Consider the following 24,294-nt stretch of genomic DNA (forward strand, 5'->3'; position numbering starts at 1 on the left):
CCCTGTATTTTCCTTAAAGAATTTTTTATATGCGTTTTCTAAATCTTTTAAGGTGTTTTGTAGTGAAAATTTATCAGGTTCTTTAAGCCACTCTAATTCTCTTTTTAAATTGGTCAAATCAGAACTGCACTGTTTATAAGTAAAAGTTTCTTTATTATTTTCATAAATTTCTATTTTTTTAGAAAGATATTTATTATATACAAATCTACAACATCCAAAAGTTTTGTTAATTAACTCTTGCTGTTTTTTATTTGGATACATTCTAAACTTATATGCTTTTTCCACTACTATCACCTCACTTTACTTGTTTTTTATGATTATGTTAATACTAGATGTCCATATTTTACACACCATACTATATGGTATTTATACATATCTGAGCTACTTCAATTTTTACTCACCCATCCTAATATTAACAAGGTAAATTTTTTAAAACAAGTTTTTTAAAGGTTTTTATATTTATTTCTAAATAACATATGTAAGAACCGTAAGTCCTAATTTTTATCATTTTTGAGGTTGTCGTTCACATAGGTTCGCTACTACCTATGCAGTTCTCTTATGAACTTCTTACACTTTCATGCAAGCACAGACTATATCTTATCCTTCAGCATTATCCGTTAAGGCCTACCCACTTCCACTACCAATAGCTTGTAGTGTACTTCCCTCAAGAGGAATAGTCGTTGAAGTTTCTCCTATTCGGAGCTTACCTGCTGATTGCCCATTTTAAAGCACTTAGGGTTTAACCTTATACCATCTAACCAATTTTTTCTACTTTCGTAACTTTCACACTTAGGTTTATTCCATCCTTATGTTTTAGTTTGGTTAGCTTTAGGGGTTTCCAGCAATTCAAGTAGTATTGGATAGGTTCTATCCTATCTCTACATATAAGTTTCCCTATACACTGACTATTTTAGCTACTAACTCACGACTAAAGTCACGAGTGTGCGTAGCTATTTTTTAATCAAAGAATCCTGATTCAGAAAATATATTCCAGTGCCAAGAGCCTACTCCAAATCCTGAAAGCAATATGGCTCCTTCATTTAGCGATTTATTAGTATCAAGAATCTGACTCATATTAGGAATTAGTTTTTTTCCAAGTCCATGACAGTGTTGACACATACCCTCAATATCATTGAAAGAAAACATATTGGCATTACCTATATACTCACTACCAAACCTTGAATATAAAGTTCTTAAAAATGAATTTACATCTGTGATAGTACCTAGAGTTGACCTTGAATTGCCACCAAGTCTACTTTGGTCTATGATAATTGGTGTTGATAGATTTTCTATACAATCAGCTTTAACTTCTCCATATCTAGGTAAAAAACTTCTTATAAAAGTACTAAACCTTTCATTTAATTGACGTTGGGATTCTTTTGCAATTGTCTCAAACACGATAGATGATTTTCTAGAACCTGATACACCTGTAAATATGGTTATTTTTCTTTTAGGTATTGTTAAAGATACATTTTTTAAATTATTCTCTTTACATCCTTTTAAAATTATAAATTCATTATTCATAACTTTCCTCCTACATTGTTTTTATCTAAATTTTTTCCAAGCAAATAATAGTAGTGATTATGTGTAAGTAAAATACTATTTTATTAGTTTTTTTTTATTTTTTATAAACACAGGTCAAATTATAGCATGTAGGTTTTATATGGTAGTATGATGTAGGGTTTGATTTTTATGAAAAATACATTTATTTTATATAAGTATTATTGAATCTATTTTATATAAATATCATTACTATATAGATATTAAATTATATAGAGTTCTTAAATTCAAAATTTTATATAATTGTATTAATTGCACAAAAAAGTACCTTATCTATAATTCTAAAATCATAAATAAGATACTTTTTCACATAATTAAAACACTTCACTTTAGATATCAAATGTAACCTACTACTTCCAAGAAATTAATCTTCACTTAACACAGATGTAAGTTCAGGGTCATTTAAAAGATGTTCAAAATAGCTATGCGCTGAAATATATCCTATACCATACATTTTGCGTTTTGAATTTACAACCTTATATTCATAACATGCACTCTTGACTTTATTATAGTCGTTAAAATCCACAGCTTTATAAATAGCTCTTTCATTTCTTGGTATATACTTCATATATTTTGGCTTGATAAAATATAAGTCATCTTGTATCTTACGCTCACGCTTAAGCTTCTTTAAAACTTCTCCATTTTTTCTATGCATTATATGGTCATCATACTTGTAATGATGAGCTATATGAGTTACATTACCTTTAAATTTATGCTCAAAATCTAATATAGTCTTCTTCATTAACTCATAATGTGTTCCTTCTTTTTTATCTATATCTGCAAGTATAATCACATTTTGAGGTTTTACCCCAAGTTCTTCCAACGCAGATTTAAATTCATTGTTTCTAAGCTCCTCTTTTTGCTTTCTAGTTAAGTTTCTAAACTTAGTATTAGCCTTAAAAACGTTAACCCCAGAACCATCTGATACTAGTACAACATATACATTATTTACACCACACTGTTTTATAGCATCTACAATTGCACTTCCACCCCATAAGACTTCATCATCTTGATGTTGAGGATAAAATACTGCTGCTGACTTAAACTTCCTGCTATTACTCTTAGGAATAGGCATCTCAAGCTTTCCATCAAAATTCCTTGCAATTAAAAATATCATTAATAATATTAATATACTTATGCCTATGTGCTTTGTTTTATTTTCCATATTTAAAATTTTCTCCTTCTTATCAATTCAAATATCTGATAAACCCTTGTGGCAAATAGGTTGAAATACACAAATCATTTTACAATATTTTATAGTTTCATACAATCTTTGACACGAACTATAATAAAATAAAAAAGCCTTCTAACCGCAATATTGCAAATATCACAGCTAGAAAGCTTCCCAATTCTTAAAATTTATTAAGCTTATTTGTAATCTAAATATGTCTATTTTGTATAAATTATACTTTAATTACTATATCGATACGACTATTTTCATAGTCTACATTTCTTTTAAAACTTCAAGTAACTCTTCTTCACTATACATATACTTCTTATTACAGAATTGACAACCAACTTCTGCTTTTTTATCTTCTTCTATTATTTCAGCTAATGATTTTTTACCAATTGCAACTAAAGCAGTTTTAACTCTTTCCTTTGAACATTCACACATAAATCCAACTTCACAAGTATCAAGTATTTTAGGCTCCAAACCATCTAAAACAATATTTAATATATCTTCTGGAGTTTTCCCTTCTTTTAATAGATTAGTTACTGAAGGTAATTTAGCTACATTTTCCTCTAATTTAGCAATCGTCTCTTCTTCTGCATCTGGCATTAATTGGACTATAAATCCTCCAGCAAACTCAACTTCTTCTTCTTTTGTAAGTACACCTAAAGCTACTACTGATGGAGTTTGTTCTGATACTGCAAAGTAATAAGTAAAGTCTTCTGCAATTTCTCCACTTACTAATGGATAAGTACCATTATATGGCTCTCTAAGACCTAGGTCTTTAATAACTTTTACAACACCTTCTGTACCTACTGCTGCTGCTACATTTAGCTTACCATTTGGATAGTCTTCCACTTCTACTTGTGGATTTCCTACATATCCTTTTACCATACCTTTAGAATCTGCTGTTGCAATAATAGTTCCAATTGGACCTCCACCCTTTATTATTACAGTCAATTTATCACTATCATTTTTCATCATTAATCCCATTATAGATGTTGCAGTTAATGTTCTTCCAAGTGCTGCTGTTGCTACTTTTGTAGTTTCATGTAATCTTCTAGCTTCTTCCACTGTGTTTTTAGTAGTTGCAACAAATGCTCTGACTTGACCATTTCCTGATGTTGCTCTTAATACATAATCTCTCATTCATATTCCTCCATATTTCGTTAATTATCTAATTTCACTATATTACTATTTTAATTTCAATCTATAAATACTTACCTATTTTAACCTTAGATAATGGTTATTCTATATTATACTTACTCTCAATTTATAAAGCTTTATAATTATAAAGCTTTATAATTATGAAAAAGTAACTGTTCATAAAACATCATCACTTTGTTTTAATATGTAAACTTGTATTTGTTGTATTTTTATATGACATTTATATTTTATATACAAATATATACAAATTTTTTTTACATACAAAACTATCTTATTTTTTACATACAAAAAATATTCTTTGACTTTCTTCATTAGGTTCATTAAAGGTAAAATCTCCATAAGATTTTATATATTTAAATCCAGATTCTTTAAGCATATCAACTATTTCATCTTCAGTGTACGCCCTTTGTTGATGTACTTCTTCAAACCTTTCAAACTTTCCATCTTCATCTTTAATAAAAAATGTCAGTTCCATTTCAATTAGATTTTCTTCATCATCAAAGTAATTTTGCCACATATAGGCTATATCATCTCTATTTTCACCATACATATTGTTTCCTAATATGTCGGCTAATTTATAAAACGAACTTATATCAAATATAAATATTCCATCTTTTTTTAATAATTCATATGTCTTTGAAAATACATTTTCCAAATCATCATCATAGGTTATATAGTTGAATCCATCACAAGCACAAAGCACACAATCTAAATCAGATATTTCAAAATCTAGTTCTGATATATCTTGTTGAAGTAAAACTAATTCTACGCCTTCTTTTTCTGCTTTTTCTCTTGCTACACTAAGCATCTCATCAGATATATCGATACCAGCTATATCATAATCTTTTTTAGTTAATGGAATTGTAAGATTACCTGTACCACATGCCAATTCCAATATATTTTTTACTTTTACACCTTCATCAGCTATTATATCTTCTATATATTTAACCCAGCCTTCATAATCAACTTCATTCATAAGTTCATCGTATACAAACGCAAAATCGCTATATTGACTCATCCTTTTTATTCTGCCCCTCCACAATCTTTTTCAGCCTCTTTTTGCGTGATGTAAGCATACCTCCAATTCTTCCAGCTTCCTTAGCTGTAAGCCCTGCCCATCCACGTTCTCCAACTTTATCCATAAGACCTAGTTCTGAGGCTATCTCATATTTCATTATATCATCATTTGTCAATATTTTAGTATTCTTACCATTAGTTATCTTCTTTTCTCTTTGCATATTTTCTTTCAAAAAAATCACCCCTTCATATTTGTATTTTTGTCAATTAAAAGAAATTTATACAAATATGTAAGGGGTATTTATCAATTCATATCTTTTTAGATTTAAGTATCTCTACTTTTTAATTTTTATAAATTATTTCTTAATCTATAGCTCCTTTATATTTTAATAATTTTGCATAGACATTCAGTGCGTTTACACATATCTTTTCATCAAAATTAAAGTTTATATTATGAAGACCATTTACAAATCCTTTTTCCTCATTTCTTGAACCTAACATAAAAAATAAACCTGGAACTTCTTTTTGATAATAAGAAAAATCTTCTGATATCATAAGTGGCTCTAACTCCACAACACTATCATTTCCAACAGCTGTTACAAATTCTTGATATAAATCCTTGTCATTTTTAACAGCAATATAATCGTCTATGATGTTTATATTAACCTTACAGTTATAAGCCAGTTCAAACCCTCTAGCAAGTTCTCTAACTCTAAGCTTCATCTTCTCATATACTTCTGGGCTGAAGCATCTCATTGTACCTTCCATCTTTATATTTTCAGCTATTATGTTTCTTCTAGCTCCACCTTCCATTCTACCAATAGTCAATACTGCATTGTCTATTGGGCTTATATTTCTTGATACTATAGTTTGAAGTGAACTTACAAAGTTTGAAGCTATAACTATCCCATCAATTCCATTTTGTGGCATAGCACCATGTCCACTTTTAGACACTATTTCTATATCAATGTCTCCTATTTGAGCCATAAAGTATCCTTCTCTTGTACCAACATAACCTTCTGGCAACTCTGGATATATATGAAGTCCATATATTTCATCAACATTATATTTTCTAAGTACACCTTCATTTATTAAAGCTTTTGCTCCCCCTGGACCTTCTTCTGCTGGTTGGAATATGAATACTATATTATCATTCAGTTGTTCTTTGTTATCATTCAAATATTCAATTAATCCAAGTAATATAGTGGCATGTCCATCATGACCACATAAATGCTTTACACCTTCCTCACTATGAAGCCCATCTATATCTGCTCTAAAAGCTATATCTTTTTTAGGTTTTTTGCCTTCTATTATTCCTACTATACCTGTTTCTAAGTAAACTTCATACTTAATCCCCAATTTATCAAGATAATCTCTTATGTATTTTGAAGTTTTATATTCTTTTCTTCCAATCTCTGCAATTGGATTTAATGCCTTTCTATGTTTATAAAGTTGCTCTTGTAAATATGATGCCTCTCTCATGTAATCTCCTCCAAATTTTAATTTATTATAAAAATATTTCTATATCTCTCATAATTAAAACATTATATAACAAACTATACTAATTAAAAGTAAAAAATTAAATTTAATATAAAAATATTTTGCATTATTAAATAATTCACCATTAATAATAATTCCCCTGTTTCATAAATCAAAACAGGGGAATTATTACTTAAAAATTTTATTTTTTAGCAAGAGAAGAAGTGTTTAGCAAGTCCACCCTTAGCAGTTTCTTTATATTTATCCATCATGTCTATACCAGTTTCTTTCATTGTTTCAACAACTTGGTCCAAGGAGACAGAATGTGAGCCATCAGTTAATAATGCATAATTAGCTGCATCATAAGCTCTTTGAGCTGCCATAGCATTTCTTTCTATACATGGAATTTGAACGTATCCATATACAGGGTCACAAGTCATTCCTAGATGATGTTCAAGTGCTATTTCTGCTGCATATTCAATATGGTCTATAGTACCACCTTTTAAGTATGCTACTGCCGCTGCTGCCATAGAACAAGCTGCACCAACCTCACCTTGACACCCTACCTCTGCTCCAGATATTGATGCGTTAGTCTTTATTATATTACCTATTATCCCAGCCACAAGTAGTGCTTCAATTATTTTTTGGTCATCATACTTATAGAAATCTTGCATTGCAAAGAATATTCCTGGGATTACACCAGCAGAACCACAAGTTGGCGCTGTAACTATGATATTACCAGAAGCATTTTGCTCAGAAGCTGCTAGTGCATATGCATATACAAGTGTTGAGAAGTTTTTATCTTTTTGGTATGCATTATAAAACGTACTTGCTCTTCTTTTTAATAATAATTTACCTGGTATTATTTCATCTGTGCTTAATCCATCATCAATAGATTTTCTCATAGCATCTTTTATAGTTTTTATATAATCTTTTATGTCTTCTGGTTCACATTCCAACACAAAATCTACTAAAGTCTTATTATTTTCCTTACACCATTTTACTATCTCATCCATAGTATCTAGATGATATATACTGTTGCTTTTGCTATTTCTTTGACCTTCTTCTGCTATAGTTCCTCCACCTACAGAATATACAGTCCATTCAGCCGTTACATTTCCTTCTTTATCTAAAGCTTCAAACTTCATTCCATTTGGATGAAAATCTTTTATAATATCTTCTTCCCAAACAATTTCAACTTTTTTTGGCGATATCGTTTTTTCAATTATATAGTCAGTTAAGTGACCTTTACCTGTGGCTGCCAAACTACCATATAATATTGCTCTAAAACTTTCTGCATCTGGATTTTCATTTTTAAATCTTTCTGCTGCTCTTTGTGGTCCCATAGTATGAGAACTTGAAGGCCCACTTCCTATTTTAAAAAGTTCCTTTAAAGTATCCATATTATTCCTCCTAAATTTACGGTATTATTGCTTATTATTAGATTTTACGCACATATTTATTATAACCTAAATATATTAATTATTAGTTATTAAATTCGCATAAAATTTATTTTTTATTTCCATTTTGGTATATTTTATTAAATTAATATGCATATTTTGAGAATAATACATTTATTTCAAATTTTTCTAATATTAATATAATATAAATATCTTATTTAAACAGTTAAGATATTAACTATACCTATTAAAATTAATTAATTTGTACTATAATTATTATTGTACTTAAAAAATTAAATTTAGATAAAAAAGGAGATTTGATTATATGTTATTTAAAGGTTCTGCTGTTGCTTTAGTTACCCCATTCACAGAGGATAATAATGTCAACTTCGAAAAATTAGGTGAATTAATCGAATACCACATTGAGAATGATACAGATGCACTAGTTGTTTGTGGAACAACAGGTGAGGCAACTACTATGAGTGAATCTGAAATTTTTGCTGTAATAAAATATACAGTTGAAAAAGTTAACAAAAGAATACCTGTCATTGCAGGTACTGGTTCAAACAATACTATGTTGTCTGTTCATATGAGTCAAGAAGCTGAAAAATTAGGAGTTGATGGACTTTTAATAATAACTCCTTACTATAATAAGACTAATGAAAAAGGTCTTAAACTTCACTTTGAAACAATAGCAAATAGCGTTAAATTACCAATTATTTTATACAATGTACCTGGAAGAACTAAAGTAAATATAAAGCCATCTGTTGTGGCTGAACTTGCTAAAATAGATAATATAGTTGCTGTAAAGGAAGCAAGTGGAGATTTAGCTCAAGTTGCAGAAATAGCTAAATTAGTACCTGAAGACTTTGCTATATACTCCGGTAATGATGACACTATATTACCACTATTATCATTAGGTGGAAGTGGTGTTATCTCTGTGCTTGCTAACATTTGCCCTAAGGAGACACATGACTTAGTAACTAAATTCTTTAAAGGTGATATTGAAGGCTCAAAAAAATTACAACTTGATATGGATGCTTTAATTGCTGCCTTATTTATAGAAGTAAATCCAGTGCCAGTTAAAACTGCCATGAATATTTTAGGTTTTAATGTTGGAGATTTAAGACTTCCTCTAGCTGAAATGGAAGAAACTAATCTTAATGTATTAAAACAAGAATTGACAAATTTTGGATTTAAATTTTAGCAATATTTATATAAATAAGTTGATTTTTTCTTAAATATGTATTATTATTAGAATAATCAAATTTTAATATCCTATTAACCTAGGGTAGAGGTAGCTGTAACTAAGAGTATCCAATAGTAGCTGGCAGGCGTTAATGATTGGAAAAAGGATTTACAGCCGAAGAAAATATTTCTTGCAATTATATTTTCTGGGATTACACATAACATGTGTAATACTGTCACTTATATTATAAGTGATGAGCTACAGGGTTTACTTTGAGTGATAAATTAGACGTACAAAGTATACCTTTGTACGTTTTTTGTATATAATTAAAGTTGTTAATATAATATTAAAGTTTTTGGATATAAAAAAATATTAACATATCTTACTTGTATAACTAAAATCAAATAATGTTTTAATAATTTAAAATTGGGGTGAATTTATATGAAAAAAGTAAACGTAGCGATAGTTGGTGCTACTGGAATGGTAGGTAGAACATTTTTAAAAGTATTAGAGGAAAGAAATTTTCCAATAGAAAATCTATTTTTATTCTCTTCTTCTAAATCAGCTGGTTCTAAAGTAATATTTTGTGGTAAAGAATATATAGTAGAAGAATTAAAGGAAACTTCATTTACTGATAGAGGTATACAAATAGCACTATTCTCTGCTGGAGGAAGTATTAGTGAAAAGTATGCTCCAATAGCAGCATCAAATGGAATCTTAGTAGTGGATAATTCTAGTCACTGGAGAATGGACCCAGATGTTCCTTTAGTAGTTCCTGAAGTAAATCCTGAAGCAATAAAAGAACACAAGGGCATAATAGCTAATCCTAACTGCTCTACTATACAAGCTATGGTTCCTCTTAAGCCACTTGATGATAAGTACAAAATTAAGAGAGTAGTATACTCTACTTACCAAGCTGTATCTGGTTCTGGTGTTAAAGGTGTTGAAGATTTAGAGAAAGGAATGAATGGTAATCCTACTGGATTCTACCCTCACCAAATATCTTACAATTGTCTTCCTCATATAGATTCATTTACTGAAAATGGATATACTAAGGAAGAAATGAAAATGGTAAATGAAACTATGAAAATACTTAATAATTACGACTTAAAAATAACTGCAACTACTGTAAGAGTTCCAGTGAGAAATGGTCATAGTGAATCTATAAACGTTGAATTTAACAATCCATTTGAATTAGAAGACTTGGTAAAAACACTTGAAGATGCTCCAGGGGTTGTAGTAGTTGATAATCCTGCTAATAATGAATATCCAACTGCTGTAGAATTTGACAATAGAGATGAAGTATTTGTTGGAAGAATAAGAAGAGACTTCAGTGTTGACAATGGTGTAAATCTTTGGGTTGTAGCTGACAATATCAGAAAAGGTGCTGCAACTAATGCAATTCAAATAGCTGAAATGGCTTTATCATACGATTTAGTATAATATACAAACTTGTATAAATATATAATTTTGTAAAATATTAATAATAATATAAAAACAAGCATTAGAAGTAACTGTAATATAAAACACAAAAATAAAAAAGAGGGGATTGATTTTATATGATATTTAAAGGTTCTGCTGTTGCTCTAGTTACACCATTTACAAAGGATAACAAAGTTGATTTTGACAAATTAGGCGAATTGGTTGAATACCAGATAGCTAATGGTACTGATGCTATAGTATCTTGTGGTACTACTGGTGAAGCTAATACTATGACTGATGAAGAACAACTTGCTACTATTAAGTATGTTGTAGAAAAAGTTAATAAAAGAGTTCCTGTTATAGCTGGAAGTGGTTCTAATGATACTATGCACTCAGTTAATCTAAGCCAAGAAGCTGAAAAATTAGGAGTAGATGCTCTATTAATCATAACTCCTTATTACAATAAAGCTAATAAAGCTGGACTTAAACGTCATTTTGAAACAATAGCTAACAGTGTCAAACTTCCAATTATACTTTACAATGTCCCTGGAAGAACTTGTGTAAATATAAGTCCTAGCCTTATAGTTGAACTTGCTAAAATAGATAATATCGTTGCTGTAAAAGAAGCTAGTGGAGACCTAGGACAGGTTGCAGAAATAGCTAGTTTAGTTCCAGATGATTTTGCTATCTACTCTGGTAATGATGATACTATACTTCCTTTATTATCTTTAGGAGGTCAAGGAGTTATATCAGTACTTGCTAATGTTTGCCCTCAAGAAACTCATGATTTAGTAGCCAAATTCTTTGAAGGCGATATAGAAGGTTCTAGAAAATTACAACTTGGTATGGATGCTCTAATAGCAGCTTTATTTATAGAAGTAAATCCTATACCAGTTAAGACTGCAATGAATTTACTAGGATTCAATGTTGGAGATTTAAGATTACCTCTAGCAGAAATGGACCCAGCAAATTTAGAAGTATTAAAGAAAGAATTAGTTAACTTTGGACTAAAAGTTAATGCATAGTAAAAATTGATGCATGGTAAAAAATAGGTTTGGTCAAAAGTTAGCCCTTAATCATAGGAGGAAATTATGTTAAAAGTTATAGCAACTGGTTATGATGGAAAAATGGGTAAGATTTTAGCCGATACTATAAGAGAAGATAGTGAATTAGAATTGGTTTGTGTTGCAGCTAGAGGTATGGATAGTTGTGAAGGTGACCTTAAAATCTATGAAGACATGAGCACTATAGTTGAAGAAGTTGATGTAGTTATAGATTTTTCTCATCACTCTAATTTAGATAATATCTTATCTTATGTTTTAAAGACTAAGACACCTTTAGTAATTGCTACTACTGGATATAATGATGAAGAAATGAACAAAATACATGAAGCGGCTAAAGTTATTCCTGTATTCCAATCATATAATATGTCTCTTGGTGTAAATGTATTAGTGAAATTAGTTAAAGATGCAGCTAAATTATTAGAAGGATTTGATATAGAAATAATAGAAAAACATCACAACAGAAAAGTAGATGCCCCAAGTGGCACAGCTGTTATGATTGCTAACGCTATAAAAGAGGTTTTACCAAATGTTGAAAATAATTATGGTAGATATGGTCGTAGCGCAAAAAGACAACCAAACGAAGTTGGTATTCATGCTATAAGAGGTGGAAATATTGTTGGTGAACATGATGCTCTATTTGCAGGAGATAATGAAGTCCTTACAATAAGCCATCAAGCCCAATCTCGTGGTATCTTTGCAAGTGGTTCTATAGCTGCTGCTAAATACTTAGTTAAACAAAAACCAGGATTTTATAATATGGACAGCATGTTAGGATAATAACAATAATATAATGAGGACACACAGTTTAACTCAAATATATACAATAGATAAATTTATTTGATACTATGCTTATATAATAAAAAATCTGTAAAATAAAATGTAAATAATGAAAAGTAAGTATATACTAAAATTGATAAATAAGTATATAATAAAAGAAATATAATGAAATACAAGGAGAATTAACAAATGGTAAATTTAAACGATGCTTATGAAATAGCAAGATATATAAAAGAAGTTAAAAAGAAAACACCTGTTAAGGTATATGTAAATACTAACTCTTTACATTTCCAATCAACTGATAAATTTAAAGTATTTGGATGCAATGGTTCTTATATATTTATAGGTGACTATGAAGATATAATGGAAGTATTAGATAAACATGGTAAAGATATAATAGATACTCATGTAGAATACGATAGAAGAAATTCTGCTATTCCTCTAAAAAATACTTTAAGTGAACATGCAAGAATCGAGCCAGGTGCAATAATAAGAGATATGGTTACTATAGAAAAAAATGCTGTTGTAATGATGGGAGCTGTTATAAATATAGGAGCTGTTATTGGTGAAGGTTCTATGGTAGATATGAATGCTGTTATTGGAGCTAGAGGTACTCTTGGTAAAAATGTTCATTTAGGTGCTGGAGCTGTTGTTGCTGGTGTTTTAGAGCCACCTTCTGCTACTCCTGTTATAGTTGAAGATGATGTTTTAATAGGAGCTAATGCAGTTATTCTTGAAGGTGTTAGAATCGGTAAAGGTGCTGTTGTTGCAGCTGGTGCTATTGTAACTACTGATGTAGAAGCTGGTGCTGTTGTTGCTGGTTCTCCTGCTAAAGTTATAAAAATGAAAGATGAAAAAACGGCTGACAAGACTAAACTTATGGATGACCTTAGAAATTTAGATTAATTAAATAAGTAATGTATAAGCAAAAGGGTGTCTCAACATGAATTTAATTCATTAGAGACACCCTCTTTTTAGGATATTTGAAATTATTTAAAATGTCTTAACTTTACCCTAGATTAATATATTGAACCACTATTTACTACTGGTTGTGCATCTTTATTACCACAAAGAACAACCAATAGATTACTTACCATAGCTGCTTTATGTTCTTCATCCAAAGTTACAACATTATTTTCACTTAAATTAGTTAGTGCCATTTCTACCATACTTACAGCCCCTTCAACAATCTTTTTACGTGCTGCTATTATAGCCTCTGCTTGTTGACGTTGTAACATTGCTGCTGCAATTTCTGGTGCATAAGAAAGGTGAGTAATTCTTACTTCACACACTTCAATTCCTGCAATATCAACTCTTGATTGTAATTCGTCTTTTAATTTATCAGCTATCTCTTGACTACTACCACGAAGAGATTTCTCATCTCCATCTTCAGATACATCGTATGGATAAAGTCTTGAAACATTACGAATAGTCGAATCACATTGAATAGATAAAAATGTATTATAATTATCCACATTAAATACTGCCTTTGTTGCATCTACAACCTTCCAAATTACAACAACTCCTATTATAATCGGATTTCCTAATAAATCATTAACTTTCTGCTTTTCATTATTAAGAGTCATTGTTTTTAAAGATACTTTTTTCCCTCTTGGATTAGATGATATATCTACTTTTTCATCAGATGAAGATTTTGATATATTAATTCCTGATGATGTTGGATTTATTGCAGAACAAAATGGATTTACCCAATAGTATCCTTCTTTTTTTATAGTCCCATAATAGTTACCAAACAAAACAAGAACTATAGCTTCCTTAGGATTAATCATCTTTAGTCCAAAACATAGGATAAAATCTACCAGTATAAATACAAGCCCTGAAACTAACATAAGTGAACCTATCCCAGCAAAGCCACTATCAAGTTTTATTATTCCAAAAACCATAATAGCTATTGAAACTACTAAAAATAAGATAATCATTATCAAAGCCATTACTCCATTAAATGTCTTTGCTTCTTTCTCTTGATAAGTCTTCTCTTCTTTTAACATATCTATCACTCCCATCTTAGTATATTAAGTTAAGATATTTCTAATTTAATAATATCACTTTTAATACCCTAAATGTTGAGTTTAAAGTTAATACTTTAAATTTTTATCTATCTTTACATATACACATCTTTAGAACTTTTAATATATTAATATTGATTTTTAAGCGAATTTTATGAAATATGAACTTAAATTTAATATATATTAAATTTAGGCACTCTTTTTTAAATATCCAGTAAACTATAACCCTAATATCACTAATATTATTTTATATAAATTGTATTAGTGATAAAATAAACTTATAGTAATACAACAAATTTTTATTAATTTAATAGGAGGAATTTATGTTGAAAGTTATAATTAGTGGTTATAATGGAACAATGGGAAGAGTACTAGCAGAATGTGTAAAAAAAGATAGTGAATTAGAACTAGTGTGTGGGGTAGCTAGGTCTGCTGATGAAAAAGGTTGCCATTGTGATACAAAACTTTATAAGACAATGACTGATGTTACTGAAAAAGCTGATGTCATAATAGATTTTTCACATCATAAAACTTTAGAACCAATATTATCATATGCGCTAAAAAATAATGTACCTGTAGTATTAGCCACTACTGGCTATGATGAGAGTGATTTAAACAGAATAGAAGAAGCATCAAAAAATATTCCTATATTATTATCATCAAATACATCTCTTGAAGTAAATATATTAATAAAATTGGTTAAAGATGCATCAAAAATGCTAAATGGTTTTGATATTGAAATTATAGAAAAACATCACAATAGAAAAGAAGATGCTCCTAGTGGAACTGCTACTATGATAGCAAATGCAATTAAAGAAGTGTTACCTGAAAGTATAAATACACATGGAAGATATGGTAGGGATTGCAAAAGAAAATCAAACGAAATTGGAATACACTCTATAAGAGGAGGCAATATAATCAGTGACCATGATGTTATATTTGCAGGTGATAATGAAGTTCTTACATTAAGTCATCATTCTCAATCTGATGAGGTGTTTGCAAACGGTTCTATAGTTGCAGCTAAATTCTTAGCTTGTAAACAATCTGGACTTTATAAAATGTCAGACATATTAGGATAGTTTTTTATACATAATAAATCTCAATCTATTTAGATATTCAAGTATAAACATTTAAATAGATTGAGATTTTAATATATATTATTGTATTCTATATACTGAAACAAATCCAGCAGCAGAAGTACCTGATGTTGTTGAGTTAAAAGTAAAGCTTAAAGTAACAGCTGCTGCTCTGGCATCAACCAAGAAGTCCAGTCCTACACTTACATCCGATGCAGTAAGAGTATTTACTGCTTTTGCAATAAAGTTATTTTGAGCTGTTCCATTAAAGTTTGTAGTTATTGATATAAACCCTGCAAGTGAAAGTGTAGCACGTACACCAAAAGATACATTATATATTCCTCCAACTGCAAGATTTATAGTACTACTTGTTGGTAAAGTTATATTAGTTCCATTTATAAATGATGAGTTAAATGTAACTAATGAATTATTTGATAAGGTTGTAGAAGATACTACAAACTGTGCATTATTTGATGCTAATACTCCTGTTGCTCCTGTTGGACCTGTTGGGCCTGTCGCTCCATCTGCTCCTGTTGCTCCTGTATTTCCGGTTGCCCCTGTTGCTCCATTTGCTCCTGTTGGGCCTGTTGGACCTATTGCTCCTGCTGCTCCTGTTGCTCCTGTTGCTCCTGTTGGACCTACTGCTCCATTTGCTCCTGTTGGACCTACTGCTCCATCTGCTCCTGTTGCTCCTGTTGCTCCTGTTGGACCTACCTCTCCATCTGCTCCTGTTGGGCCTGTTGCTCCTACTGCTCCTGTTGCTCCTGTCTCTCCTGTTACTCCTGTTGCTCCTGTTGGACCAGTTGCTCCATCTACACCTGTTGCTCCTGTTGCTCCTGTTGCTCCTGTTACTCCTGTTGCTCCATCTATACCCGTTGGACCTGTTGGACCTACTGCTCCTGTTGGACCTACTGCTCCATCTGGACCTGTTGCTCCTACTGCTCCTGTTGGACCTACTTCTCCATCGGCTCCTGTTGGGCCTGTTGCTCCTATTGGTCCAGTAGAACCTGTTATTCCATCGGCTCCTGTTGCCCCTGTATTTCCTGTTGGGCCTGTTGGACCTACTGCTCCATCTGGACCTGTTGCTCCTGTTATTCCATTTGCCCCTGTTGCTCCTGTATTTCCTGTTGGACCTGTTGGACCTGTTATCCCATTGGCCCCTGTCGCTCCTGTCGCTCCTGTATTCCCTGTTGGACCTGTTATCCCATTGGCTCCTGTTGCTCCTGTTATTCCATTGGCTCCTGTTGCTCCTGTATTTCCTGTTGGACCTGTAGAACCTGTTATTCCATTGGCTCCTGTTGCTCCTTTGTTTCCTGTTGGACCTGTTATTCCATTGGCTCCTGTTGCTCCTGTTGCTCCTGTTGGACCCGTTATTCCATTGGCTCCTGTTGCTCCTGTCGCTCCTCTAGGACCTGTTTCTCCTGTTGCCCCATTGGCTCCTGTTGCTCCTGTATTTCCTGTTGGACCTGTTATTCCATTGGCTCCTGTTGCTCCTGTGTTTCCTGTTGGACCTGTTATTCCATTGGCTCCTGTTGCCCCTGTTGCTCCTTTAGGCCCTGTTGGACCAGTTGGACCAGCCGGGCCAGTTGGTCCTGTTGGGCCTACATCTTGATACAAACTTGGCCCTGAATTGTCATTGTAATCACTCATATAATAAATCCTCTCTCTTTTAAAATTAGAGCAATACTCTATAAGTATTGAGCATTACTCTATATAATTATATGAATCGACAATTTCTTATGTGAGAATATATTTATTTACTTATATCAATATCTATACTTTGATTATTAAATGACTCTATATTATTAACTTCTTTGCTCCAATCCTCTATTATTGGAGTAATACTTATTTTTTTAACATCTTTTTTGACTTCATACTCTAAAGAAGATTCAACATAATTACCTTTAGAATAATCTAGACTATATCCTCCTGCTCCACTAAGTAACTCTAAACTTTTTCCTCTTGCATCTTTAAGTTCAAATCCTAATGTTTTTGGAAGTTTATCATCTTTAGCAAAATTATATTTATTAACTTTGAATCCATACATTACTTTAATCTTCGTTGGAGATACCCTCACTTCTTTTAATACTAAATCTATATCAACGTTTTTATTTTTTAATCGTACATTCTTGTTGACATTATAAATTCTTGTATCTTTAGCTATATTTGAACCATTTATACTAGTATTAAATTCCCAATTTCCACTAAGATACCCATTTAAGTGCTCACCTTCTACTCCTCCCATGTTTCCTATCTCTATCTCTTTTGATGTCTTTATACTCTTGTTTAACTCATACTCAACTTTATTTATGCTTATACTTATATCATAATCTTTATTTAAATCTACATTTTTCAATAAATCAAAATTTTCTACATCACTTTTTCCATCTCCATCTTTATCCAAATTCTCAAGTTTGCATGTCATAACCATATTAGTAGTTCCATCTTTATTTTTTTCTGATGTAGAAGGACCTGATACTGAAACAAAGTTCATATCTCCAACTTTAATTTTAATATCATCAATTCCCAAGAATCCATTTTCTTTCTTTAAACCCAAGGCATCTTTATCAAGCTTACTATCATCAACACTTATATTTAAAAATAGCTCCCCTTCTCCAAGCATAATCTCATTTAATGTTATACTTATTCCTTTATCTGTAACAACACTGTCTACAATGTTTTTATAGGGTTTGAGTTCTTCAGTATCTTTATTAAAGAAGTATTCTATTTGTTTTCCTATATGTTGCATGTATGCTAAGGTAGTTTCATTAGTAAATGCAGATGTACCTAAAATAACTACTGATAATCCTCCTACAAGAGCATATCTCTTAAAATTATTACTCTTATTATATTTAACCTTAGATTTCATTCTCTTTTTCATCTCCTCTTTTTCTTCACTACTCAATACAATGTCATCATATTCTTCTATATTTATATTTGTCTCATTAAATAAATCAAATTTATCTTTCATAAAAAATCTCCTTTTCTTCTATATTTTTTATATTCAAATATTTACTATTATCCATTTTATATTTAAGCTTTCTTCTTATTTAAATGAATTTTCATCTTTTTTCTGCCCCTTGAAAGTCTATTATGTAAATTTTCAACAGTAGTCTCATTTTGCATAGCTATGTCTTTTAGAGATATCTCTTCTAAATAATACTTTCTAAAGAGCTCAGCATCTTTATCACTTAATGTACTTATAAGGTCATTTATTTCTTCTTCAATTTCTTTTTTGTACAATTTTTTATCTATATAGGATATTTCTTTATCTTCCAATTCCAAGTGTGTATTATTGTTTGTGTACTTTTTCCTATAATTGATTGCTCTATATTTAGAGATAGAACCTATCCAATTTTTAAAGGAATTTTTTTCACTATCAAATTTTTCTATGTTATTCCATATTGATAAAAGTACATCATCTATACACTCTTCCTCATAAATCCTAGCATTAGCAAGAGTTCTTCTAACTATAGATGCTATAAAGTTTCCATACTCATCAATAAGCATTTCCATCCCTTTTTCTTTTTTCTTTTTTATATTTTTGATTATCAGTTTATCCTCCAAGTTAATACCTCCTTTGTAAAAGCCTTTACAACTACTAATACAATTAAAAATCTCATTTCCTATCACTTATTTTAAATTTTTTTATTATATTCATAAAAATAAAACTAGTTAAGCCATATAAAATTAAACTAATCCTACTTTAAATTACTTTTCAAATGAAAAATGCCTCAACACGATTAATAAAAATCATATTGAGGCATCCACAAAATTATATAATTGCTTATCTATCTTCATCTGTAACATTGAATATATAAGGAACATTTCTATAGTAATCACCAAAATCAAATCCATACCCGACTACAAACTTATCTTCTATTTCAAATCCACAATAATCTGGCACTAAATCTACTTTTCTTCTACTTGGTTTGTCCAAAAGAACACAACATTTTAAACTAGCTGGGTTTTTAGCTTTTAAATGCTTTAATACAAAATCCATAGTTAAGGCAGAATCGGTAATATCATCTACGACTAATACATCATATCCTGCTATATCAGTAGTAACATCTGCAACTACTTTTACTTTACCAGTACTTTCTTCACTATTTCCATAACTAGATGTAGTCATAAAATTAACTCTAAGAGGTAAATTTATATTTCTAACTAAGTCCGCACAAAATATAAAGCTACCTTTTAATAGAGAAACTACCATAAGATTTTTATCTTTATAGTCTTTTTCTATAACTGCTCCTAATTCTTTTAATTTATCTTTAATTTTTTCTTCTGAATACAACACTTCCCATTTTTTTGCTTCTATATCCATAAAAAGACCTCCAATTGTAATAATCCTTCTTAATTTTATAAGAGATTGCTCACTTTTTCAATACTCTTATTCAATATTAGCCAATATTATTGAGTTTTTAAGTGCATTCAACAATTATTAACAATGTATCTTATATTTTAAGTAGTTCATATATTAATACTAAATTACATACTATATATTTTAGACAAAAAAAGAAAAAACTTGCAATAACAAGTTTTTTCCATTTATACATAATTGTATTTCATCAGAGGCACTAATTAAATTTATTTATTCTATTTTTACTATATCTTATAATATAAAAATATTTTAAAATACTAATCAACTTTATTCATATCATTCATTACATTTAAGATTATCTCATCTGTTATAGACATACCTTTATCACTTACTCTACCTAAGTTTTGTATACTTTGCTCAACACTTGAACCAACTATACCATTTAGTGGTGGTACAAAACAGTCTTGCTTAGCTATTATAGCACTTTGTATAGCAGCAGATGCAGCAGATGATAATTTTAAAGCACAACCAGCTTTTGCTCCATCACATATCATTCCACTTAGGTCAGCTATCATATTTTCTATAGCTCCTTCTATTTGCTTTTCAGTACCATTCATAAGCCAAGAGATACCTGCAGTAGCTCCAGTAGATGCAGCAACTCCGCATCCACATACAGCAGATAATCTTCCTGTATAGTTTTTAATATAACCAGTTACTAGATGTGATATAGCTAAAGCTTTTGCTAGTCTTTCATCAGATTGTGGGAATTTTTTATTGTAAGCAACTATTGGAAGAATTGCTGTCAAACCATGGTTTCCACTACCATTAGAACTCATAACAGGCATTTTTACTCCAGCCATTCTTGCATCTGAAGCTCCAGCAGTTAACATCATTGCATAGTTTATAACATCATTACCTAAAAGACCTTCTTCCATAGATTTTTTGATTCCATATCCTACGCCAATACCAGTTTTTTGCTTTAATCCATATTCGGCCATTTCTTCATTCATTTTTACTCCATCTAGTAAAAATTCTATATCTTTAAAATCAATATCTTCTACATTTTTTACTAATTCTTGTATAGTTACAGTGTCCATTAAGCTCTCAGCTTTTTCTGCTGAATCATTTGAAACTGATACTTTTGGCTCATTATCTAGTAATACTTCTCCATCTTTCTCTAAGTATGTGAAGTTGTCATGTTTAGTTCTTATTCTAACTTTAGAAGTATGATTTGCTCCTTTTAATAACACTTCTATAAATACTTTCTCTCTAGTATCAGCAGGTGTTATTGATAAAGGAGTGTTATCCATATAGTCTTCAGCTATTTTAACTTCTTCTTTTGTTAAAGTTTCTAGTACACTTAATCCGTTTTCAGAATGACCTCCTACTATACCTAGAGCTGCTGCTATTTTTAATCCTAATCTTTCAGTCCCTGGTATACCTACGCACATACCATTTTTATATATACTAGGACTAACTAACATACGATTTTCAACTATTTCTTCTCCTAATAATTCCTTTGCCTTTGCACATGCTAGTGCTAAAGCTACTGGCTCAGTACATCCTACTGCTGGCTTAACTTCTGCCTTTAACATTTCCACTAATTCTTTTCTTATATCTCTCATTTTATATAAACCTCCCAATTAAGTTTAGATTTAGTACTCAAATAATTCTATTAAATAATTTCTTATCTATATTTATAGCAAGATGCATGCCATATTTTTTATTTTTTCTATATTTTTATTTTGATACGCTATAATCATTGATATGACTGATTCTATATATATACTTTTTTTATTTACATAGAGATTTTCTATTCCTTTCAATCGATAAAAGGATGACAATTTCGCAAAAAGACAAAAAAAAATCTCAAAATGAGATTTTATATCATTTTGAGACGGCTTACACTTATTCTATTACTATGAGATTATATTGTATTTTTCAATTTTTCTATATAATGTAGCTCTTGATATTCCAAGTGCTTTAGCTGTTAATTCTTTATCTTTTTTATAATCTTTGTATCTATTTAAAGCTTTTATTATCTCAATCTTCTCAAGTTCATCAAGTGGAACTATTCTATCACTTTTAACCTCTAATTCTTCTACAGATGTATTTTTTATCTTTTGAGGAATCACATTCATTGTAATGACTGGAGACGAAGACATATTCACACTATATTCAATAATATTCTGTAATTCTCTTATATTACCGGGCCACTTATATTCAATCATAGCATCGACAACTCTGCTATCTATATCAATAACATTTTTATCTAGTTTTTTTGAATACTCTTTAACCATATGCTTGATTATAAGTGGTATATCATCTTTTCTTTCTCTTAAACTAGGTAATTTTATAGGTATAACGTTTAATCTATAATACAAATCTTCTCTAAAGGTCCCATTTTGAACCATCTTTTCTAAATCTTTATTCGTTGCTGCAATAATCCTTACATCTATAAAAACATTTGATTTACTTCCAATCTTATTGAGCTCTTTTTCTTGTAATACTCTCAATAATTTTGACTGTAAGTGTAAACTCATATCTCCTATCTCGTCTAAAAATATGCTTCCTTTATGAGCTACTTCAAACATTCCAAGCTTTCCACCTTTTTTAGCTCCAGTAAAAGCTCCCTCTTCATATCCAAATAACTCACTCTCTAATAAATTATCTGGTATTGCTGCACAGTTTACAGCTATAAAAGGATTATCAACCCTATTACTATGATTGTGTATAGCTCTTGCAAAGAGTTCTTTGCCCGTTCCACTTTCACCAGTAATAAGTACTGTTGAAGTTGATTTAGATGCTATTAGGGCTTCTTTTTTAGAATGTCTTATGGCTGCACTTTCACCAATTATATTTTCTAATTTTATCTTATAATCTTTATTAATCTTATTATAGTTCTTTATAGCATCTCTTTTATCTATAAAATCAATAACATAGCCTTTTAATTCATTTTTTAATACTATTTTATTGATATTATATATTCCTTTTGAATCATATCCATATCTCTTATAAAAAAAGCTACATGATTTATCTTTCTTAAAGTTATTTACAGAAGGCTTCTGTATAAAATCTAATTCAGCAAATATGTTTTTTCCAGTTATATTATCTTTTAGATTAAAAAGCTCCTTAAATTTTGAGTTATACTTATCAATCTTACCATCTACATCAATAGATACAACAGCCTTGTCCATGTTGTTTAATAAAGTCTCTAATTTTTTCTTTTCTAATTCCAGTTCATACGTTTTAATTTGAGCTTTTAATTTGCTCGATATTAAATCTGCCATCTTACCTAGAAAGTTTATAAGACCACTTTTATTATTTTCTATAATCTGTGCCTGCTCTTTTGTAAAGGCTATAAGACCTATAACGCCATGAGAATCACCATCACATATAATAGGGCAGCATACCTCTGCAAACTCTACACAGGCATCATTCTTATAGCATTCCTTACATATATCACTACTCTTTGGGTCATCGATTAGTATTGTAATCTGTTCTGTAAGTGATTTTTTAAAAGCTGTATATTTATCTACTTTCTCACCTATTTTATCTACATAGATTCCTGTTCCTGCAATCCTAAATAGTTCTTTATTTACTATAGTTACATCTATATTGAGTACTGATACTATAGCCTCAGCTATATTTTGAATATCAGATTTTATATATTCTAAACCTATCATAATCATCATTCCTTATTTTTTCTTAACATAAGTATTTGTCTTATTTCTTTAAGAATCAAGTATATCTTATTTAAAGTAAATTGGATTGACATTAGGATTACAAAGAGCATAACAATTATTATCAATTCATAATTTATTTCCATCTAAACATCTCCTTATAACAAAAGACTAGGCTTAACCTAGTCTTTTATATTATATCCATATTTATATTTTAACTCATTTATCTTCTTTTTCCCACATAAATATATTTTAATTTATTTGACTCTTTAATCATACCATCAAAGTTTAATCTTGAAAATATATTGAATACTTCATGTGGATAGTGAATCTTTGCAACAGAACCACAAAACTTATGTTTAAGATAGTTTAACTTAACTTTTAAATTTTTTAAATTTAAATCCTCTAATATAACCTCTCCATTGCCCTTTAAAACTCTTTGTATTTCAGATGAAGCTTTTTCACAATCTGTAATAACATTAAATTGGTCTACTATTATTATCTTGTTGAAATGATTATCATCAAATGGTAAAAACTCTAACTTACCTTTAACTACATTGCAATTTTCATTATATACTAAAGAATAACAGACATCTTCATAGTTACTATTCTCCAGTATAGTTACAGATGTACCAAGACCTCTCAATCTCTTGCCTAGGTTTCCTATATGACCAACAAGCAATATTTTATCACCTACATTATACTCAATTGTATCCAAAAAACATTCTAATTCATCAGATGTATATTTAGCTTTAACTGGCTGTCTATTTATCTGATACAATATGCTTTTCACAATGCTTCACCTCTTCATTTCCTCAATTATAAATTATGTACAGATTACATTATAATAAATGGCGAGCAACTATTCAAGAGATATTTCATTAGTATTTTTTTAAACAATCTTTATGAATTTTAATATGTTATTATAGCAGAATTAT

Annotated in this window: 23 protein-coding genes and 1 riboswitch; of the genes, 6 read left to right on the forward strand and 17 right to left on the reverse strand. The window is 30.1% G+C overall.

Translation table 11 applies throughout. The features are described 5' to 3' along the window. The 8 genes from Q3304_RS11055 to Q3304_RS11090 all read right to left on the reverse strand — a co-directional run. A partial coding sequence (locus tag Q3304_RS11055) for a helix-turn-helix domain-containing protein (RefSeq protein ID WP_407815429.1) occupies positions 1 to 294 on the reverse strand: 294 nt, incomplete at its 3' end. Between the two features lie 663 nt (positions 295 to 957). Continuing rightward, positions 958 to 1,524 carry a hypothetical protein gene (locus Q3304_RS11060; RefSeq protein ID WP_407814615.1) on the reverse strand — a complete coding sequence of 189 codons (567 nt, stop codon included), beginning with the start codon at positions 1,522 to 1,524 and terminating at the stop codon, positions 958 to 960. A 400-nt stretch (positions 1,525 to 1,924) separates the two neighbouring features. Then, positions 1,925 to 2,725, reverse strand: a complete 801-nt coding sequence (locus Q3304_RS11065; RefSeq protein ID WP_407814616.1) for a PIG-L family deacetylase — start codon at positions 2,723 to 2,725, stop codon at positions 1,925 to 1,927. A 279-nt stretch (positions 2,726 to 3,004) separates the two neighbouring features. Next, the gene (hslO, locus tag Q3304_RS11070) at positions 3,005 to 3,880 is read right to left on the reverse strand and encodes an Hsp33 family molecular chaperone HslO (RefSeq protein WP_054271671.1); all 876 of its coding nucleotides are present in this window, start codon (positions 3,878 to 3,880) and stop codon (positions 3,005 to 3,007) included. A gap of 289 nt (positions 3,881 to 4,169) precedes the next feature. Further along, complete coding sequence (locus Q3304_RS11075) at positions 4,170 to 4,916, reverse strand: class I SAM-dependent DNA methyltransferase (protein ID WP_407814617.1); 747 nt, start codon at positions 4,914 to 4,916, stop codon at positions 4,170 to 4,172. Next, the gene (locus Q3304_RS11080) at positions 4,903 to 5,148 is read right to left on the reverse strand and encodes a small, acid-soluble spore protein, alpha/beta type (RefSeq protein ID WP_021386217.1); all 246 of its coding nucleotides are present in this window, start codon (positions 5,146 to 5,148) and stop codon (positions 4,903 to 4,905) included. Before Q3304_RS11080 ends, Q3304_RS11075 begins: the two co-directional genes overlap by 14 nt. 130 nt (positions 5,149 to 5,278) lie before the next feature. Further along, positions 5,279 to 6,397 (reverse strand): N-acetyldiaminopimelate deacetylase, encoded by a 1,119-nt coding sequence (locus Q3304_RS11085; protein ID WP_407814618.1) that lies wholly within the window; start codon positions 6,395 to 6,397, stop codon positions 5,279 to 5,281. Positions 6,398 to 6,603: 206 nt separating this feature from the next. Further along, on the reverse strand, positions 6,604 to 7,797 hold the full coding sequence (locus Q3304_RS11090) for an L-serine ammonia-lyase (protein WP_054271674.1): 1,194 nt from the start codon (positions 7,795 to 7,797) through the stop codon (positions 6,604 to 6,606). 322 nt (positions 7,798 to 8,119) lie between these two features. On the opposite strand from Q3304_RS11090, the gene dapA (Q3304_RS11095) reads away from it, so the two are divergent. From dapA (Q3304_RS11095) to dapD, 5 genes are all read left to right on the forward strand, one after another. Beyond that, positions 8,120 to 9,001, forward strand: coding sequence for a 4-hydroxy-tetrahydrodipicolinate synthase (dapA, locus tag Q3304_RS11095; protein ID WP_054271675.1), 882 nt, complete (start codon positions 8,120 to 8,122; stop codon positions 8,999 to 9,001). Positions 9,002 to 9,078: 77 nt separating this feature from the next. Continuing rightward, positions 9,079 to 9,252, forward strand: a riboswitch (Lysine riboswitch). 172 nt (positions 9,253 to 9,424) lie between these two features. Then, positions 9,425 to 10,426: an aspartate-semialdehyde dehydrogenase gene (locus Q3304_RS11100; RefSeq protein ID WP_407814619.1), complete on the forward strand. Its 1,002-nt coding sequence runs from the start codon at positions 9,425 to 9,427 to the stop codon at positions 10,424 to 10,426. A gap of 116 nt (positions 10,427 to 10,542) precedes the next feature. Further along, complete coding sequence (gene dapA / locus Q3304_RS11105) at positions 10,543 to 11,430, forward strand: 4-hydroxy-tetrahydrodipicolinate synthase (protein WP_003422063.1); 888 nt, start codon at positions 10,543 to 10,545, stop codon at positions 11,428 to 11,430. Between the two features lie 66 nt (positions 11,431 to 11,496). Then, the gene (gene dapB / locus Q3304_RS11110) at positions 11,497 to 12,246 is read left to right on the forward strand and encodes a 4-hydroxy-tetrahydrodipicolinate reductase (RefSeq protein ID WP_054271677.1); all 750 of its coding nucleotides are present in this window, start codon (positions 11,497 to 11,499) and stop codon (positions 12,244 to 12,246) included. A 189-nt stretch (positions 12,247 to 12,435) separates the two neighbouring features. Then, positions 12,436 to 13,152 carry a 2,3,4,5-tetrahydropyridine-2,6-dicarboxylate N-acetyltransferase gene (dapD, locus tag Q3304_RS11115; protein ID WP_021386275.1) on the forward strand — a complete coding sequence of 239 codons (717 nt, stop codon included), beginning with the start codon at positions 12,436 to 12,438 and terminating at the stop codon, positions 13,150 to 13,152. Between the two features lie 113 nt (positions 13,153 to 13,265). Here dapD and Q3304_RS11120 read toward each other — a convergent pair whose 3' ends face one another. Next, positions 13,266 to 14,255 carry an SPFH domain-containing protein gene (locus tag Q3304_RS11120; RefSeq protein ID WP_407814620.1) on the reverse strand — a complete coding sequence of 330 codons (990 nt, stop codon included), beginning with the start codon at positions 14,253 to 14,255 and terminating at the stop codon, positions 13,266 to 13,268. 341 nt (positions 14,256 to 14,596) lie between these two features. Between Q3304_RS11120 and dapB (Q3304_RS11125) the strand changes: the two genes are divergently transcribed. Then, complete coding sequence (dapB, locus tag Q3304_RS11125) at positions 14,597 to 15,352, forward strand: 4-hydroxy-tetrahydrodipicolinate reductase (RefSeq protein ID WP_407814621.1); 756 nt, start codon at positions 14,597 to 14,599, stop codon at positions 15,350 to 15,352. A gap of 78 nt (positions 15,353 to 15,430) precedes the next feature. Here dapB (Q3304_RS11125) and Q3304_RS11130 read toward each other — a convergent pair whose 3' ends face one another. From Q3304_RS11130 to Q3304_RS11165, 8 genes are all read right to left on the reverse strand, one after another. After that, entirely contained in the window at positions 15,431 to 16,999 is a 1,569-nt protein-coding gene (locus Q3304_RS11130) for an exosporium protein (RefSeq protein WP_407814622.1), read from the reverse strand. Between the two features lie 103 nt (positions 17,000 to 17,102). Beyond that, positions 17,103 to 18,320 carry a DUF4179 domain-containing protein gene (locus Q3304_RS11135; RefSeq protein ID WP_407814623.1) on the reverse strand — a complete coding sequence of 406 codons (1,218 nt, stop codon included), beginning with the start codon at positions 18,318 to 18,320 and terminating at the stop codon, positions 17,103 to 17,105. A gap of 62 nt (positions 18,321 to 18,382) precedes the next feature. After that, entirely contained in the window at positions 18,383 to 18,916 is a 534-nt protein-coding gene (locus Q3304_RS11140; RefSeq protein ID WP_407814624.1) for a sigma-70 family RNA polymerase sigma factor, read from the reverse strand. A gap of 220 nt (positions 18,917 to 19,136) precedes the next feature. Further along, on the reverse strand, positions 19,137 to 19,676 hold the full coding sequence (hpt, locus tag Q3304_RS11145; RefSeq protein ID WP_054271683.1) for a hypoxanthine phosphoribosyltransferase: 540 nt from the start codon (positions 19,674 to 19,676) through the stop codon (positions 19,137 to 19,139). Positions 19,677 to 19,990: 314 nt separating this feature from the next. After that, positions 19,991 to 21,298, reverse strand: a complete 1,308-nt coding sequence (locus Q3304_RS11150; protein WP_054271684.1) for a serine dehydratase subunit alpha family protein — start codon at positions 21,296 to 21,298, stop codon at positions 19,991 to 19,993. A 294-nt stretch (positions 21,299 to 21,592) separates the two neighbouring features. Continuing rightward, a complete protein-coding gene (locus Q3304_RS11155; RefSeq protein ID WP_407814625.1) occupies positions 21,593 to 23,368 on the reverse strand; it encodes a sigma-54 interaction domain-containing protein in 1,776 nt (591 codons plus the stop codon). Further along, the gene (locus tag Q3304_RS11160) at positions 23,365 to 23,502 is read right to left on the reverse strand and encodes a hypothetical protein (protein ID WP_167639843.1); all 138 of its coding nucleotides are present in this window, start codon (positions 23,500 to 23,502) and stop codon (positions 23,365 to 23,367) included. Before Q3304_RS11160 ends, Q3304_RS11155 begins: the two co-directional genes overlap by 4 nt. A 77-nt stretch (positions 23,503 to 23,579) precedes the next feature. Beyond that, entirely contained in the window at positions 23,580 to 24,149 is a 570-nt protein-coding gene (locus Q3304_RS11165) for a class I SAM-dependent methyltransferase (protein WP_021386272.1), read from the reverse strand. Positions 24,150 to 24,294: the final 145 nt, after the last annotated feature.

This window comes from Clostridioides sp. GD02377 (assembly GCF_045899875.1).
In the GTDB taxonomy this organism is placed as follows: domain Bacteria; phylum Bacillota; class Clostridia; order Peptostreptococcales; family Peptostreptococcaceae; genus Clostridioides; species Clostridioides difficile_A.

What these genes read in the sequence shown, in the direction of transcription:
- Q3304_RS11075 (WP_407814617.1), bottom strand. Translation starts at nt 4,916, where the DNA reads ATGAGTCAATATAGCGATTTTGCGTTTGTATACGATGAACTTATGAAT.
- Q3304_RS11160 (WP_167639843.1), bottom strand. Translation starts at nt 23,502, where the DNA reads ATGGAAATAAATTATGAATTGATAATAATTGTTATGCTCTTTGTAATC.
- Q3304_RS11090 (WP_054271674.1), bottom strand. Translation starts at nt 7,797, where the DNA reads ATGGATACTTTAAAGGAACTTTTTAAAATAGGAAGTGGGCCTTCAAGT.
- dapA (WP_054271675.1), top strand. Translation starts at nt 8,120, where the DNA reads ATGTTATTTAAAGGTTCTGCTGTTGCTTTAGTTACCCCATTCACAGAG.
- Q3304_RS11150 (WP_054271684.1), bottom strand. Translation starts at nt 21,298, where the DNA reads ATGAGAGATATAAGAAAAGAATTAGTGGAAATGTTAAAGGCAGAAGTT.
- dapB (WP_407814621.1), top strand. Translation starts at nt 14,597, where the DNA reads ATGTTGAAAGTTATAATTAGTGGTTATAATGGAACAATGGGAAGAGTA.
- Q3304_RS11060 (WP_407814615.1), bottom strand. Translation starts at nt 1,524, where the DNA reads ATGAATAATGAATTTATAATTTTAAAAGGATGTAAAGAGAATAATTTA.
- Q3304_RS11100 (WP_407814619.1), top strand. Translation starts at nt 9,425, where the DNA reads ATGAAAAAAGTAAACGTAGCGATAGTTGGTGCTACTGGAATGGTAGGT.
- dapA (WP_003422063.1), top strand. Translation starts at nt 10,543, where the DNA reads ATGATATTTAAAGGTTCTGCTGTTGCTCTAGTTACACCATTTACAAAG.
- Q3304_RS11130 (WP_407814622.1), bottom strand. Translation starts at nt 16,999, where the DNA reads ATGAGTGATTACAATGACAATTCAGGGCCAAGTTTGTATCAAGATGTA.
- Q3304_RS11120 (WP_407814620.1), bottom strand. Translation starts at nt 14,255, where the DNA reads ATGTTAAAAGAAGAGAAGACTTATCAAGAGAAAGAAGCAAAGACATTT.
- hpt (WP_054271683.1), bottom strand. Translation starts at nt 19,676, where the DNA reads ATGGATATAGAAGCAAAAAAATGGGAAGTGTTGTATTCAGAAGAAAAA.
- Q3304_RS11065 (WP_407814616.1), bottom strand. Translation starts at nt 2,725, where the DNA reads ATGGAAAATAAAACAAAGCACATAGGCATAAGTATATTAATATTATTA.
- hslO (WP_054271671.1), bottom strand. Translation starts at nt 3,880, where the DNA reads ATGAGAGATTATGTATTAAGAGCAACATCAGGAAATGGTCAAGTCAGA.
- dapD (WP_021386275.1), top strand. Translation starts at nt 12,436, where the DNA reads ATGGTAAATTTAAACGATGCTTATGAAATAGCAAGATATATAAAAGAA.
- Q3304_RS11085 (WP_407814618.1), bottom strand. Translation starts at nt 6,397, where the DNA reads ATGAGAGAGGCATCATATTTACAAGAGCAACTTTATAAACATAGAAAG.
- Q3304_RS11135 (WP_407814623.1), bottom strand. Translation starts at nt 18,320, where the DNA reads ATGAAAGATAAATTTGATTTATTTAATGAGACAAATATAAATATAGAA.
- Q3304_RS11155 (WP_407814625.1), bottom strand. Translation starts at nt 23,368, where the DNA reads ATGATGATTATGATAGGTTTAGAATATATAAAATCTGATATTCAAAAT.
- dapB (WP_054271677.1), top strand. Translation starts at nt 11,497, where the DNA reads ATGTTAAAAGTTATAGCAACTGGTTATGATGGAAAAATGGGTAAGATT.